General features: G+C 44.5%; 15 protein-coding genes. 1 reads left to right on the top strand and 14 read right to left on the bottom strand.

Annotation, left to right across the window (positions count from 1 at the left end):
- Nucleotides 1–2 precede the first annotated feature (2 nt).
- From plsX to J9317_RS09245, 7 genes are all read right to left on the bottom strand, one after another.
- Nucleotides 3–998 carry a phosphate acyltransferase PlsX gene (gene plsX, locus J9317_RS09275; protein WP_211558060.1) on the bottom strand — a complete coding sequence of 332 codons (996 nt, stop codon included), beginning with the start codon at nucleotides 996–998 and terminating at the stop codon, nucleotides 3–5.
- A 7-nt stretch (nucleotides 999–1,005) separates the two neighbouring features.
- Nucleotides 1,006–1,584: a transcription factor FapR gene (gene fapR / locus J9317_RS09270; protein ID WP_211558059.1), complete on the bottom strand. Its 579-nt coding sequence runs from the start codon at nucleotides 1,582–1,584 to the stop codon at nucleotides 1,006–1,008.
- An 82-nt stretch (nucleotides 1,585–1,666) separates the two neighbouring features.
- Nucleotides 1,667–3,715: an ATP-dependent DNA helicase RecG gene (recG, locus tag J9317_RS09265; protein WP_211558058.1), complete on the bottom strand. Its 2,049-nt coding sequence runs from the start codon at nucleotides 3,713–3,715 to the stop codon at nucleotides 1,667–1,669.
- On the bottom strand, nucleotides 3,705–4,595 hold the full coding sequence (gene sdaAA / locus J9317_RS09260) for an L-serine ammonia-lyase, iron-sulfur-dependent, subunit alpha (RefSeq protein WP_211558057.1): 891 nt from the start codon (nucleotides 4,593–4,595) through the stop codon (nucleotides 3,705–3,707). Before sdaAA ends, recG begins: the two co-directional genes overlap by 11 nt.
- A 34-nt stretch (nucleotides 4,596–4,629) precedes the next feature.
- Nucleotides 4,630–5,292: an L-serine ammonia-lyase, iron-sulfur-dependent subunit beta gene (sdaAB, locus tag J9317_RS09255; RefSeq protein ID WP_211558056.1), complete on the bottom strand. Its 663-nt coding sequence runs from the start codon at nucleotides 5,290–5,292 to the stop codon at nucleotides 4,630–4,632.
- Nucleotides 5,293–5,441: 149 nt separating this feature from the next.
- Nucleotides 5,442–7,106 carry a DAK2 domain-containing protein gene (locus J9317_RS09250; RefSeq protein ID WP_211558055.1) on the bottom strand — a complete coding sequence of 555 codons (1,665 nt, stop codon included), beginning with the start codon at nucleotides 7,104–7,106 and terminating at the stop codon, nucleotides 5,442–5,444.
- A 15-nt stretch (nucleotides 7,107–7,121) separates the two neighbouring features.
- Complete coding sequence (locus J9317_RS09245; RefSeq protein ID WP_035412793.1) at nucleotides 7,122–7,484, bottom strand: Asp23/Gls24 family envelope stress response protein; 363 nt, start codon at nucleotides 7,482–7,484, stop codon at nucleotides 7,122–7,124.
- A gap of 505 nt (nucleotides 7,485–7,989) precedes the next feature.
- Here J9317_RS09245 and rpmB point away from each other — a divergent pair.
- Nucleotides 7,990–8,178 carry a 50S ribosomal protein L28 gene (rpmB, locus tag J9317_RS09240; RefSeq protein WP_035412795.1) on the top strand — a complete coding sequence of 63 codons (189 nt, stop codon included), beginning with the start codon at nucleotides 7,990–7,992 and terminating at the stop codon, nucleotides 8,176–8,178.
- A 157-nt stretch (nucleotides 8,179–8,335) separates the two neighbouring features.
- On the opposite strand, the gene spoVM is transcribed toward rpmB, so the two are convergent.
- From spoVM to rlmN, 7 genes are all read right to left on the bottom strand, one after another.
- Nucleotides 8,336–8,419 carry a stage V sporulation protein SpoVM gene (gene spoVM / locus J9317_RS09235; protein WP_035412797.1) on the bottom strand — a complete coding sequence of 28 codons (84 nt, stop codon included), beginning with the start codon at nucleotides 8,417–8,419 and terminating at the stop codon, nucleotides 8,336–8,338.
- A 72-nt stretch (nucleotides 8,420–8,491) separates the two neighbouring features.
- The gene (locus J9317_RS09230; RefSeq protein WP_211558054.1) at nucleotides 8,492–9,151 is read right to left on the bottom strand and encodes a thiamine diphosphokinase; all 660 of its coding nucleotides are present in this window, start codon (nucleotides 9,149–9,151) and stop codon (nucleotides 8,492–8,494) included.
- A gap of 82 nt (nucleotides 9,152–9,233) precedes the next feature.
- The gene (gene rpe, locus J9317_RS09225) at nucleotides 9,234–9,884 is read right to left on the bottom strand and encodes a ribulose-phosphate 3-epimerase (RefSeq protein WP_211558052.1); all 651 of its coding nucleotides are present in this window, start codon (nucleotides 9,882–9,884) and stop codon (nucleotides 9,234–9,236) included.
- Nucleotide 9,885: 1 nt separating this feature from the next.
- The gene (gene rsgA, locus J9317_RS09220) at nucleotides 9,886–10,770 is read right to left on the bottom strand and encodes a ribosome small subunit-dependent GTPase A (RefSeq protein WP_211558050.1); all 885 of its coding nucleotides are present in this window, start codon (nucleotides 10,768–10,770) and stop codon (nucleotides 9,886–9,888) included.
- 12 nt (nucleotides 10,771–10,782) lie between these two features.
- The gene (pknB, locus tag J9317_RS09215; protein WP_211558048.1) at nucleotides 10,783–12,741 is read right to left on the bottom strand and encodes a Stk1 family PASTA domain-containing Ser/Thr kinase; all 1,959 of its coding nucleotides are present in this window, start codon (nucleotides 12,739–12,741) and stop codon (nucleotides 10,783–10,785) included.
- A complete protein-coding gene (locus tag J9317_RS09210; protein WP_211558046.1) occupies nucleotides 12,735–13,496 on the bottom strand; it encodes a Stp1/IreP family PP2C-type Ser/Thr phosphatase in 762 nt (253 codons plus the stop codon). The genes pknB and J9317_RS09210 overlap by 7 nt, the downstream gene beginning before the upstream one ends.
- 6 nt (nucleotides 13,497–13,502) lie before the next feature.
- Complete coding sequence (rlmN, locus tag J9317_RS09205; RefSeq protein WP_211558044.1) at nucleotides 13,503–14,594, bottom strand: dual-specificity RNA methyltransferase RlmN; 1,092 nt, start codon at nucleotides 14,592–14,594, stop codon at nucleotides 13,503–13,505.
- Nucleotides 14,595–14,596: the final 2 nt, after the last annotated feature.

Here is a 14,596-nt window from a genome sequence, read left to right as displayed (position 1 = left end):
GGTTATTCAGGATGATGACGGCCAGCCATTGCGGCTCTTATCGTCCCTGATACATCATTTGAAATCATATCTCTTGTTTGGCGGATAGCGTTATAAACTGCATTTGCATCAGAGGAGCCGTGAGCTTTTACTACAGGTGCATTTAAGCCGAATAGAGCAGCACCGCCGTATTCCGAGTAGTCCATCTGTGAACGGATTTCATTCAATTTCGGTTTCAGAACCGCGGCCGCAAGCTTAGCCAGCAAGGTACTTGTTAAAGCAGACTTAAGCATTGAGAAAACAGAAAATGCGGTTCCTTCGATCGTTTTTAACGTGACGTTCCCAGTAAAACCATCGGTCACGACTACGTCAGCGGCACCTTCCAGAAGATCTCTGGCTTCTACATTGCCTTTAAAATGAAGTCCGGATTCCTTCAGCTTTAAAAACGCCTGCTTCGTTAATTCATTTCCTTTTTTATCTTCTGTTCCTACATTCAGAAGGCCGACTGAAGGATTTTTTACTCCGCGGACTTTCTCAGCGTAAACCGAGCCCATAATAGCATATTGCAGCAAATGTTCAGGCTTCGCATCAACGTTTGCGCCTGCGTCCAAAAAAAGAAAGCCTTGTCCATCCATAGTTGGAAGGGTAGGAGCAAGGGCGGGACGGTCAATGCCCTCAATTCTGCCGACAATAAACAGTCCTGCTGTCATAAGGGCACCGGTGTTGCCGGCAGAAATACAAGCATCCGCTCTTCCTTCTTTTACTTCATTGGCCATTAAAACCATTGAAGCATTTTTCTTTCTGCGAACCGCTCTTACCGGTTCGTCTTCAGATTCAATGACCTCAGTTGTATGTATAACCTTGATCCGGTCATGCCCTGAAAGGTACTTGCTGATTTCAGCTTCGTTCCCGATCAGCGTTAATTCAAGATCGGTGAAAGCATTCGCGGCCTTTAAAGCACCCTCACACAGTGCTTGCGGGGCATTGTCGCCGCCCATTGCATCAATAGCGATTTTCATCTGTGAATCATCCTTTATCCAATGGTTGATTAGAGCGGTACATTTCAAAATCTCCTGAAAACACCAGCTCGTTCCCTACATAGCTGTTAACACTCACCAGCGTTCGTCCATTCATTCCGTTTACGTTCGCTACTCTTGCTTTCGATACTACACGTTCCCCCGCCATTACCTGTCTGGTAAACCGGATATCCGCTTTTGCTGTCAATGCCAGTTCATCATTAATCACGGCAACGGCAAGGGAATTGGCTTGGGCAAATAAATGATGACCCCTGGCAATTTGATTGCGCCGGAAAACATGCTCTTTCTTGACTTCAAAAATGGAAATCGCACTATGATCAAGCTCCAGGTCAATGATGTCTCCGATAATTTCTTCCGGAGGCAATGCTCTTATTTCGTCTTCCATAGAAGCTTGAGCTACGGAACGGATTCTCTCGCGGAGCTCCGGTATACTCAGCTCAAGCCGGTCAAGACGAATGGTTTGAATACTGACCTGAAATTTATCTGAAAGCTCTTCATCCGTAATAAAAGGAGTATCATTTATCGTTTCCAGCAGCTGCTGCTGTCTGTCTTTTTTCGTTCTTTTCATGTTATAGGTTACACCATCCGCACTATTATGACTAGGTACTAATAGTAGTATATAATCTTAATAATCGGATTGCAAGGATGATTTAATCCAGTTTTTCTCCCTCAAGAACCCCTGTCGATTCAAGATATTTTCTTAGCCATTCATACTCAGGCTCATGCCAAAATGCCTTGGAATTGATCAATTTTGCCGCATCCCCTCTTGCCGTTTCAAGTGCCCGGTAATCATGAACCATGTCAGCCACTCTGAATTCCGGGACACCGCTTTGTTTTTTCCCAAAAAAGTCGCCAGGTCCGCGCAGTTCAAGATCCTTTTCTGACAGCACAAATCCGTCATTCGTTTCAGTCATAATTTTCATTCGCTCTTTGCCTGTTTCCGATTTCGGATCAGCGAGCAGTATGCAATAGGATTGTTCACTTCCCCTTCCTACACGTCCTCTCAGCTGATGGAGCTGAGAAAGCCCGAAACGCTCTGCGTCATAAATAACCATAATAGTGGCGTTCGGGACATTGACACCGACTTCCACTACAGTCGTTGAGACGAGAATCTGCGTCTGATTTTCACTGAATTCCCTCATCACAGCTTCTTTTTCATTTGGATGAAGACGCCCGTGCATTAGACCGACATTCCACTTTGGCGAGAAAGAATGAACAAGCATCGCATGAACGTCTATTGCATTTTGGACATCGAGCGTTTCTGATTCTTCAATTAAAGGGCAGATGACATAGGCCTGCCGTCCTTTTTTCACCTCTTTATCTATGAATCCCAGTATCCGGTCCAGCAAATTATGCTTCACCCAGTAAGTCTCAATCGTTTTCCTTCCGGCAGGGAGCTGATCAATGACGGAAACATCCATCTCTCCGAATGCGGTAATCGCCAGGGTCCTTGGAATCGGGGTTGCTGTCATAAAAAGAACATCCGGCGATTCCCCTTTCTCCCTTAGCACCCTTCTCTGATTCACTCCAAATCGATGCTGCTCATCGGTAATTACGAGACCTAGCTTCTGGAAGTTCACTTCCTCCTGAATAAGGGCATGGGTTCCTACCAAAATTTGAATCTCTCCGTTTGAAAGACGCTCCAGCAGTTCTCTTCTCCTTTTCCCTTTCACAGAGCTTGTTAAAAGAGCAACCGTGATATTTAGCGGTTCAAAGAGTGCTGACAGGGAATTCGCATGCTGCTCGGCGAGTATTTCAGTCGGCACCATGAGAGCACTCTGATAGCCTGATAGAATGGCTGCATACATGGAAATTGCCGCTACAACCGTTTTTCCTGATCCGACATCTCCTTGAAGCAATCGATTCATCCGATATGGCGACCTCATATCACCCAGGATTTCATCCAGCACTTTTGCTTGAGCTTCCGTCAGGTTAAATGGAAGAGCATCCGTAAAGACAGAAAGTTCATCATCTGTAAACTGATGTTCAATTCCCTTAGAGTTCTCTCTCTGGACTTTGCGCAATGACTGCATTTTCAGCTGGAACATTAAAAATTCTTCATAAACAAATCTTCTTCTGGCATGCTTTAAATCAGCATGGCTAAGAGGCAAATGAATGGTTTTGACCGCTTCATGCTTCGGCATCAGCTTGTAGGCATCGCGAATTTGGGCAGGCAGGTTTTCTGGAATCTCCTCTGCAAATTCTTTCAGTGCATTGACGACATGCTTCCTGAGCTGCTTGATGGTGACAGAACCTTTAACCGTATACACCGGTTCCAAATCCTGCTTGGATACATGCGGCGAAAAGGAGATGTCCTGCAGTGTTATGGTCTGACGGTTCTTATCCCATTTTCCGCTCACTGTAACAACTTGATTGATTGAAAGCTGTTTTTTATAAAAAGGACGGTTAAAACAGACGACACTTACCAGATATCTGCCGGAAAGCAGCCTAAAGGTGAGTCTTGACTTTTTCTTCCCGTAATAAGCAAGAGAAGGCTCGCTATGAACCTTCCCTTCAACTGTAACTCTCTCATCATGCTGAACTTCAGCCAAATCTCTCAGCCGGTAATCTTCATACCGGTAAGGAAAATATTCAAGCAGGTCCTCAATGGTCCTTATCCCCATTTCAAGTAAAACGGAGGCTGTTTCTTCTCCGATTCCTTTCAATACGGATACAGGCTGATTGAGATTAGGGTTCACGGCGATCCAGAGGGATTCCGAAAATTTTCGCTTCCAGTTCACGTCCCGTAGGTGTGGCAGCGAGACCTCCCTGCGCGGTTTCCCTTAATGCACTTGGCATGGTCTGTCCAATTTTGTACATCGCATCAATAACCTCATCACATGGAATCCTGCTTGTTATTCCAGCAAGGGCCATATCCGCTGCAACCATTGCATTCGCTGCACCCATAGCATTTCTTTTGACGCAAGGAACTTCGACAAGTCCGGCTACCGGATCACAAACGAGACCAAGCATATTTTTAAGCGTAATAGCCATGGCTTCAGCAGCCTGAGCCGGTGTTCCCCCTGCCATTTCTGTGATAGCGGCGGCAGCCATTCCAGCAGCAGAACCCACCTCGGCCTGACAGCCTCCAGCCGCACCAGAAATGGAGGCATTATTGGCTACGACAAATCCAAAAGCTCCGGAAGTAAATAGAAATTCAATCATTTCTTCTCTTGTCGGATGCAGTTTATGTTTTACAGCAAAGAGCGTACCCGGTACAACACCGGCAGAACCTGCTGTCGGCGTCGCGCAGATCGTTCCCATTGCGGCGTTAACTTCATTCGTTGCTACCGCTTTGCTTACTGCATCTAAAATGGTTTCACCAGATAAAAAATTCCCTTTTTCAATATATGCCTGCATCAGCACCGCATCCCCGCCAGTAAGGCCAGAGTGGGATTTGACTCCGGCAAGGCCTTTTTCTACAGCCTGCTCCATGACTTTCAGATTACGGTCCATCATAGAAAATACATCCTCACGGCTTTTGCCGGTTACTTCCATCTCCTGCTGAATCATGACCTCAGCAATTTTACAATTCCGGCTTACTGCAAGCTCCACGAGCTCAGCTACATTTCGAAACATGCTGTTTCCTCCAATCTTCAATAGCCGATCTATTTTATTCTGCTATTTTAGTAACCTGCAGAATATTTGGCAGCGTTTTCAATTCCTCAATAACCCCTATTTCAATATTCTGATCCACTTCAATGGTCATGAGCGCCAGCTGGCCTTTTTCTTTCCTCGAAACATTCATGTGTCCAATATTGATCGCATGCTTAGCGAGGACATTTGCCACCCCTGCGATTGCACCATAGCGGTCATTATGCATAACCAGAATGGCTGGATGGTTGCCGGACAGCTGCAGCAGAAAGCCATTCAGCTCAGTTATCTCAATCTTGCCTCCGCCAATTGATATACCAACCAGTTCAAGCTGCCCCTGATCATCTCCAATAATCACTCTTGCTGTATTTGGATGATCTGCAACTGCTTCCTCTTCTATAAACGTGATCTTCATCCCGTTGGCATCCGCTATTTGCAGGGATGTTTTGATGCGTTCATCAAACGTATCAAAATCCAGAATGCCTCCGATAATGGCAACATCTGTCCCGTGTCCGCGGTACGTTTTTGCAAAAGAACCGTAAAAAGACACGGTCGCCCATTTCGGCTCCCTGCCGAATAAACTGCGGGCTACTCTGCCAATTCTTGCAGCTCCAGCTGTATGAGAACTTGAAGGTCCAATCATGACTGGACCGATGATGTCAAATACACTGCGATATTTCATGCTTTGTATACCCCTCTCTTATGAAAGAAACCATCCTATTACAGTTTGATTTCAGTTTAACAGATTTCTTTTAAACCTGTATACGGCCGAATTCCGCATAAATAGGACCGTCTGTCATACAGACGGTCCTTAACCCTTATAACAGCTTCTTACTCGACAGAGAAAATGTAAGAGTACAGAGGCTGTTTGCCGTTATGCACTTCCACTTCAATGTCGCTGAACATCGTTTCAATTTGCTTTACAAGCTCGCTTACTTCTTCTTCGCTTGATTCACTTCCATAAAGAATGGTCAAGATGTCATCTTCATCATTGATCATTTCTTTAAGAAGCTTAACAGCAGCCTGAACTTGCACTTTGTCCTTCGTCACGATCTTTCCGTTCAGAATACCCATAAAATCATTTTTGGAAATATCCATGCCGTCAATTTGAGTGTCGCGAACGGCATATGTTACCTGACCTGATTTTACATTTCCGAGAGCTTCAGTCATAACTTCTTCGTTTTCCTCAGGTTTAACGCCTGGATTGAAAGCAAGCAGAGCAGACATCCCTTGAGGAACGGTTTTAGAAGGGATAACCAGCACATTCTCTTCAACAACTGATGCGGCCTGGCGGGCTGCCATCACAATATTTGAATTGTTCGGAAGGATGATAATGTTTTCTGCATTCACTTTTTCAATCGCAGAAACGATATCTTCTGTACTTGGATTCATCGTCTGGCCGCCTTCTATGACTTCATGGGCGCCTATGCTTTTAAACAATTCGGCAATTCCTGAACCCATAGTAACGGTGATGATGCCGTATTTTTCCTTCTGCTTTTTCTTCTGGGCAGGCTGAGATTTAGCTGATTCACCGACAAGACTGCTATGCTGTTCACGCATGTTTTCAATCTTCATGCTGATCAGGCTTCCATACTTTTGTCCATATGACAGCACCTCGCCAGGGTGCTCTGCATGAATATGTATTTTCGCTACCTCATCGTCAGATATCACGAGCAATGAATCTCCGAATTCACTTAAATCATTGCGGAACTGATCCTCAGAAAAGACTTTCTTGCCCTCTTCAAAGCGAACCATGAACTCTGTGCAGTATCCGAACTCAATGTCTTCCGTATTAATATGAGCGTGAACATTCTTATGGTGTTCCGCACTGACAAGATCATTCATGGACGGCAGTGCCATTGGAGTTCCAGGTACTTTCTCGCCTTTCAATTCAGCCAGGAACCCTTCGTATACTAATACAAGACCTTGACCTCCGCTGTCGACAACTCCCACTTCCTTTAAAACAGGAAGCAAATCGGGGGTGCGATTCAATGAAGCCTTTGCTTCGTCAAGAATCGCTTCCATCAGTTTGACAAGATCATCTTCATTTTTAGATTCAGAAACGGCTTTTTTGGCTGCATCTTTTGCTACAGTAAGGATCGTCCCCTCTACAGGCTTCATTACAGCTTTGTAGGCTGTATCAACACCGGTTTGAAGAGCTTGTGCAAAATCCTTCGCTGTAATCGTGCTTTTGCTTTCAATTGACTTCGAGAAGCCTCTGAACAGCTGAGAAAGGATGACGCCCGAATTCCCCCGTGCACCCATAAGCAGTCCTCTGGAAAGGGCTGTCCCTACTTTGCCAATATGGGCTTGGACATTTTTTTGCACTTCCTTGGCCCCTGATGTCATAGACAGGTTCATGTTAGTGCCTGTATCTCCATCTGGAACCGGAAAAACATTTAGGGCATCCACCATTTTGGCATTATTGGATAAATGGCTGGCACCCTGTGAAATCATTTCAGCAAAGCGCTCGCCGTCCAAAGTTTTGATTGACACGATTTTTCCTCCTTACTACGGGTTCGTTACACGAACTCCCTGAACGAAAATATTTACTGAGTCTACAGCTAATCCAACCGTGTGATCAAGCGTATATTTCACTTTGGTCTGTACGTTATGTGCTACCTCTGAAATTTTCGTTCCGTAGCTTACAATGATATACATATCGATGTGAATGCTGTCTTCTGCTTGTCGCACGATGACACCCCTGCTGAAATTTTCCTTGCGGAGGATGTCTGTAATTCCATCTTTAATCTGATTTTTGGAGGCCATTCCTACAATACCGTAGCAATCAATGGCGGCACCGCCTGCTACCGTTCCAATTACTTCATTGGAGATATCGATTTGTCCGTATTTGGTGGTAAGTTCGATGGACATGCTATTTCCTCCCTTGTTTTTCGGTCAATGAATTTCCTTCAATGAGCATGATGGCGTGTTCACAGTCTAGATGACCATACGCATGATAAAGCTATTTTACTATAGGCCGTGCAAATTTTAAAGGAATTGCTGTATAGGACGGCATAAAAGGCTCTTATTATTATAGAGCATAGCATCATCAGGTATGTCAAGGGGTTTTTCTTGAAAGAACTTTTTTAAATTTCCCATCAGCAAGGGAGAGGGTACCGGCATCCTTCATGTTATACCTTCCCCTAACACATCCATTCGTAACCTGATTGTGAAAAGTCCGCAAAGGAAAAAAACTTGACAAAGAATAGTTGCAATTCAAAAGGGGATTATGGTAAATTATTAAGGTATCTCGTGAATAGAGACGTTTTAAACCGTATGAGCAATCATCAAAGATGGGCGTCTTTTTAAAAAGACAAACGGAAATGAAACGATAGCTTGCTACAAATGAGGTTTTGCAAGGTGAGGAGGGAATATTATGGCACGTAAATGTGTAATTACAGGCAGAAAAACCCGCTCTGGCAATACACGTTCCCACGCAATGAACGCTAACAAGCGTACATGGGGAGCCAACGTTCAAAAAGTGCGCATCCTGGTTAACGGGAAGCCAAAACGTGTATACGTTTCAGCTCGCGCCCTTAAATCCGGTAAAGTGGAACGCGTATAATTGGAACGCCAATAAGATAGCCGTTCACGGCTGCAAAGAGGAAATGGCAGGATCACCTGCATTTCCTCTTTTTTGGTTCCAAAAGAAAAAGATGCCCGTTGAAGAGCATCGTTCTGCTGATTTGCACTTTAGAAAACAAGCGGATCCGCCTGTATGTTTATGAGTCCTTTTTAAAAGAACCAAGCATTGCCCGAACTATTCCTCCCAGAAACTTTGGCAGTTTGATCGTATAGAACTTCATAATTTCCCTCCTCAGCCCTTTCAATGATCTTTGAAATGGCCCTGCACTAGCTGGCCTTATGGTTAGCATTCATCACTTTATATTCGTTTCATCACGGCTTCTTACCATCATTAATATGCCGCTGTTAAACGAAACAGTACCGGTGTGATGAATCAATTCATTACTAATACATAGTGTAGAACCAAAAGGAATATGACGATTTTCCAGAGGATATTTAAATCCTTTTAACGTTAGACCTTCAACGTCTGAAGCAGCAGGGACAAACGACACATATGGAAAGATCCCGCTTGATTCGACCTCATGATTTCCAGGCGGCAAAAGCCTGATAAAATTAAAGCGGTCCTCTAACTCAATTGGAATGGAGCATTCAAATTCCTTCATTAATAAGTAAATATTCGCAAAAAAATGGTCCAGTCTGCCCCCGGTTGCACCGTAAATGCGGATTCGTTCAGGATTCCTGCTGATTGCCCAGTCAAGTGCAAGTTCTGTATCCGTTTTATCCTTTTCTGAAGGATAAATCTTCAATTCATTATGTCTTGTTTGAAGATCCTCGCGTTCCCGCTCGGAGATCGAATCAAAATCTCCAATCGCTTCTTCCATTTTCATGCCTCGATCAGCGAGATAGACGACACCTCTGTCCACTCCAACCCACGATACTTCAGGGTGAACAGCAGCAGCAAGGTCAGGTATCAGCCTCTCAGGTCCACCTGCAACTATGTATATGTATTTCAAAGCCAATTCCTCCCCTTAAGTTTACATAATATTATTATATTGATTTTATGATGAAAAAGGAATCACCTTATCGGTGATTCCTTCAAGTAGCACTTCTGATATCATTTATCGCTTTTTTCCGGTCAGGAAATCCATAGACAGCTGAGCCGGCAACCAATACATCAGCCCCTGCTTCCATGCAGGCCTTCGCATTGCCCGCATTTACACCGCCATCGATTTGAATCAGTACAGATAAACCCGCCGCTTTAATCTTTTCTGACAATGTCTCAATTTTAGCGAGCATCTCCGGTATGAATACCTGTCCTCCGAATCCCGGATTAACCGTCATTAGCAATACATAATCCAAATCCTTTAATACATAGTCAAGGACATGCAGCGGTGTATGAGGGTTAAGAACAACTCCCGCTTTAACTCCCTTAGATTTGATATGCTGAATGGTTCTGTGAAGGTGTGTGCACGCTTCGGCATGAACGGATATCAAATCTGCTCCCGCTTCAGCAAACTCATCAATGTATGAATCCGGATTCTCAATCATCAAATGCACGTCTAAAGGCAGTTCTGTGACAGGCCGCACTGCTCTCACAATTAGCGGCCCAATCGTAATATTCGGGACAAAATGGCCGTCCATTACATCGATATGGATCCAGTCCGCCCCTCCGTGCTCGACATCCTTAATTTCTTCTTTTAGCTTTGAAAAATCCGCAGATAAAATAGATGGAGCGATATAAACCACGTCAGTACCTCGGCTTTCTGTCTTTAATTTCCTCTAGAAAACTTAAATAATGCTCATATCTGTAATCTTTAATTTCTCCGCTGTCAACAGCGGCTTTCACGGCACACTTTGGCTCTGATACATGTGTGCAGCCTCTGAATTTACAATTCTGAGCCCTCTCCCTCATTTCAGGAAAGCACTGGCCGAGCTCTTGGGCTTCAATATCAGTGAAATCAAGAGAACTGAATCCTGGCGTGTCAGCTACAAGCCCGTTATCAATCGTAATGAGCTCAACATGCCTCGTTGTATGCTTTCCACGGCCAAGGTGACTCGAAATATCATCTGTCTTTAAAGCAAGATCCGGTTTAATCGCATTAAGCAATGATGATTTTCCAACTCCGGACTGACCGGCAAAAACCGATATTTTATTATCGAACAGCGGTCCCAGTGCGGCAATACCATCCATGCTTTCCGTGGAAGTCTGGAATACCTGGTATCCGGCTTCCTTGTAATCCGCGGCAAATGAAAGAATTTCTTCTCTTTGATCGGGATTTGAAATTAAATCTGTTTTGCTGATGCATATAACCGGCTCAATAGCATTCGCTTCAACCAATACCAAAAAACGGTCCAGCAAAAGCGTGCTGAAGGCAGGCTCGATAGCCGAAAAAACAAGAATAGCCTGATCCACGTTTGAAATAGGCGGCCTGACCAGCTCGTTTTTTCTGGGCAAGACCTCCAGAATCGTTCCTTCCAGGTCATTATCCGCCTGATAAACCACTTCATCCCCGACCAGCGGGGTTACTTTGTTCTTTCTGAATAGACCTCTGCCTCTGCACTGCACAAAACGCTCTCCGTCTAATACATAGTAAAAGCCGGCTAAAGCCTTCACAATCTTTCCTTCCGGCATACATTCCCTCCTTTAGTCTGGATAAGGTATCGTATCATTATCAACGATTCGGCTATTAACGGTTACCTGATAGTAAGCATTTTGGCCGGGAGCTATTTTAAATTGAATCGTTCTTTTTTCAGGCGCTTTAATTTTAAAGGTTGCTTCCGGTTCTGAAAAAGACCGCTCCGCATCATTAATCCAAATTTGAACTTCCTGTTCTTCACCAGGTACAGCAGGCTCATACGGAATCTCAATTTCTTTGGAGACAGTTGCTACTTCCTGCTGCTCTTTACCAAGTGAAAAAATCACTTCAAGCCTTTCGCCGGGCTTTAGTTTTTCTCCGGCTGCCGGTGACTGGGAAATAACCTGGCCTTCGGGAACCGTATCAGAATACTCTTCCTTTTCTTTAAGAAGGAGTCCTTTTTCCTGTGTATAGCTGTTTACATCATTCTGAGTATATCCCTTTAAATCTTCAAGTAAAATTTCCTCCGGCCCCTTGCTGACCGTTAGCTTAACTTCATCCTCCGAAGGAATGACTTCTGTTCCTGCCGAAGGCTCCTGATCAATTACAAGCCCGGCCTCCTGGTCGTCATTAATTTCATCTACGGTTATGTTTACATAACCTTTTCGTTCCAGTAATTCTTTTGCAGTATCAATGTCCCGGCCCTTTAAATCTTCAATCTCAGCCGTTTTCTTTCCGGTGCTTTGATAGATTGTTACCATGGAGCCTTCCTTAGCCATTTTTCCATTCTCAGGATCTGTTTTCACAACATGATTTTCGGGTACGTCATCACTTGCCATCGATCTCTCCGTCACCCTGAATCCAGCCTCGCTTAACGTGTTTACCGCATCTCCGTATTCTTCTCCTGAAACATCGGGAACTGAAACATCTTCAGGCAGCAGCAGCGAAGGGACGATGGTGACTGCACTGACTCCTGCAGCCAGCAAAATAATAAAAATTGTTATGATAAAGACAGCAAATTTGCTTTTTTTCTTTTTTGGCTTTTTAGGTTTTCCATGCTGATTAGCTTCATCATTTGAATTGCCGGGCGGCTGCGAATGATTAATCGTTTCACTTTTATCTGAAAGGTATTGATCCGTTATGACGGGAATGGCCTTTGTTGCTTCATCATCTACTGGAATCTCATATCTTTTCTCATTGAGCCTGTCCGCATTCAAAGCGGTTCTTAAATCCTCTTCCATCTCCTCGGCAGAATCATATCGATGAAACGGGTCCTTTGCCATTGCCTTTAATATGATATTAATCAAGCTCTGCGGAATAGAAGGATTCCAGCGCTCAGGTGATGGAGTTTCTGACTGCAAATGCTTTAAGGCAATCGACACAGCCGACTCTCCATCATATGGAACCCTTCCTGTAAGCATTTCGTAAAGTACGATTCCAAGCGAATACAGATCGGATTTTTTCGTTGCCAAACCGCCCCGCGCCTGTTCCGGAGAAAGATAGTGAACTGAACCGAGCACAGAGTTTGTATGTGTAATAGTAGCCGAACTCAGCGCCATCGCGATTCCAAAATCTGTAACCTTCACACTTCCATCATGATCCAGCAGTATGTTGTGCGGCTTAATGTCTCTGTGAACGATAAAATTCTCATGTGCATGTTCAATAGCTGATACAATCTGCACCATAATATCCAAGGCTTCTGATGGATGAAGAGGAGCATGATTTTGTATGTATTGTTTCAGGGTGGTACCCGCCACATATTCCATGACGATATAATATATCCCGTTTTCTTCCCCTACATCGTATATACTCACAATGTTCGGATGATCCAGACTCGTCGTTGATTGTGCCTCACGCCGGAATCGGCGAATGAAATCCTCATCATTTGCAAAATCAAATCTTAGCACTTTAACCGCAACTTTTCGTTCCAGAATCACGTCCTGAGCAAGGTATACATTCGCCATACCTCCTCCGCCAATCACTTCAAGAATGCGATAGCGGCCGCTGATTCTCTTTCCGATTAGCAAGTAAGATCACCTTCCCCATCCCCGGAAGGCATAAGGACCATGGCAACCGAAATATTATCTTCTCCGCCATTTTCATTCGCAAGCTGAATCAGCTTTTCAGCAGAATGATTTAGAGATGCACCGGATGTGAGGATGTTTTCCATTTCAGTTTCGCTTACTTTGTTGGACAGTCCATCTGAGCACAGCAGCAGCGCATCTCCTTCTTCTGTGCAAAAGGATTTGATTTCCACTTGGACCCTGAGCTCGGTGCCCATCGCTCTCATCAGCACATTTTTACGGGGATGATGTTCAGCATCTTCCTTCGTAATTTCTCCTGACCGGACAAGTTCATTAACTAGGGAATGATCCTCGGTAATCTGTTTAAATCCGCTCGCATTCAGCAAATAGCAGCGGCTGTCTCCGATATGCCCGATTGTTGCAAAAGAACGGGTGCAGATGGCACCGACAAAAGTCGTCCCCATTCCGCTGCATTCAGGATGGTTAAGGGCATGATCAAACAGAAGCCGGTTAACCTCTTCGATCTTTCCGCTCAGCCATTTTTCCGCGTCATCCGGTGTATGAATCCCCTCGGATTCCTCCCATAATCCGCGGAATGCGGAAACGGCCATCGAGCTTGCTACATCGCCCGCCAGATGGCCTCCCATTCCGTCTGCTACCACGGCAAAAGCCGCTTGTTCATTATTAAAGAAAATACCTGTACAATCCTCATTATGAGAACGGACTTTTCCTATGTCCGATCGAAAAGCAGTCTCCAAAAAAGGTCACCTCGTCTCTTCTTTCCGCTCCTTCGCCCTTAGCTGCCCGCATGCTGCATCAATATCGGAACCTTGCTCACGGCGAATCGTTACGTTTACACCGCGGTCTTTCAGTGCTTTTTCAAAAGCAAAAATCTGTTCCCTCGGTGTCCGCACATAATCACGTTCCGGCACATAGTTCACTGGAATAAGGTTTACGTGGCATTTGATGCCTTTTATAAGGTCAGCCAATTCTTCTGCATGCTCCACCTGATCGTTCACACCGCCGAATAATCCATACTCAAATGAGATTCTGCGTCCCGTTTTGTTTACGTAATAACGGATGGATTCAATAAGATCAGGAAGCTTATAAGCCTTGTTGATCGGCATTAGACGGCTTCTGATTTCATTGTTTGGAGCGTGCAGGGAAAGGGCAAAGTTAATTTGCATCTGTTCATCTGCAAATTTGTAGATTTTAGGAATAATTCCGCTTGTGGAAACAGTAATATGGCGTGCTCCAATGTTCAATCCTTTATCATGGTTGATGATTTTAAGGAAGGACATCATCGCATCATAGTTATCAAACGGTTCGCCGATTCCCATTATGACGACAGAGCTTACGCGTTCGCCAAGTTCATCAAGAGCCTTCTGTACTTTTACGACCTGAGCAACGATTTCTCCTGCTTCGAGGTTTCTTTTTAATCCTCCAAGGGTTGATGCGCAGAACGTACATCCGATCCGGCAGCCAACTTGAGTGGTTACACAAATGGAGTTTCCATACTCATGCTTCATCAGCACCGTTTCAATAGAAGAGCCATCATGCAGCTCGAAAAGAAACTTCATCGTACCGTCGCCGGACGTTTGCTGGATCAGCGTTTTTAACGTTGTCAATGTGAATTGCTGTTCCAGTTTTTGGCGAAGTTCTTTTGACAGGTTGGACATCTCTTCAAAAGAGGTGACTCTTTTTATGAAAAGCCAGTCAAAAATTTGCTGTGCACGAAAACCTTTCTCCCCATTCTCCTCCAGCCATGTTTTAATTTCATGGAGCTCAAGTGAATAGATAGACGGCTTGGCAGCTGTTAATGCATTTTTTCCTTGTAATGCTGTTGTTTTATTCAATG

The organism is Metabacillus flavus (assembly GCF_018283675.1).
Lineage (GTDB): Bacteria > Bacillota > Bacilli > Bacillales > Bacillaceae > Metabacillus_B > Metabacillus_B flavus.
This window is presented reverse-complemented; position numbering and strand designations above follow the sequence as displayed.

Bases quoted from the DNA above. Each gene is read 5' to 3' on its own strand.
- plsX (WP_211558060.1), bottom strand. From the start codon at position 998: ATGAAAATCGCTATTGATGCAATGGGCGGCGACAATGCCCCGCAAGCA.
- fapR (WP_211558059.1), bottom strand. From the start codon at position 1,584: ATGAAAAGAACGAAAAAAGACAGACAGCAGCAGCTGCTGGAAACGATA.
- sdaAA (WP_211558057.1), bottom strand. From the start codon at position 4,595: ATGTTTCGAAATGTAGCTGAGCTCGTGGAGCTTGCAGTAAGCCGGAAT.
- sdaAB (WP_211558056.1), bottom strand. From the start codon at position 5,292: ATGAAATATCGCAGTGTATTTGACATCATCGGTCCAGTCATGATTGGA.
- J9317_RS09245 (WP_035412793.1), bottom strand. From the start codon at position 7,484: ATGTCCATCGAACTTACCACCAAATACGGACAAATCGATATCTCCAAT.
- rpmB (WP_035412795.1), top strand. From the start codon at position 7,990: ATGGCACGTAAATGTGTAATTACAGGCAGAAAAACCCGCTCTGGCAAT.
- spoVM (WP_035412797.1), bottom strand. From the start codon at position 8,419: ATGAAGTTCTATACGATCAAACTGCCAAAGTTTCTGGGAGGAATAGTT.
- rsgA (WP_211558050.1), bottom strand. From the start codon at position 10,770: ATGCCGGAAGGAAAGATTGTGAAGGCTTTAGCCGGCTTTTACTATGTA.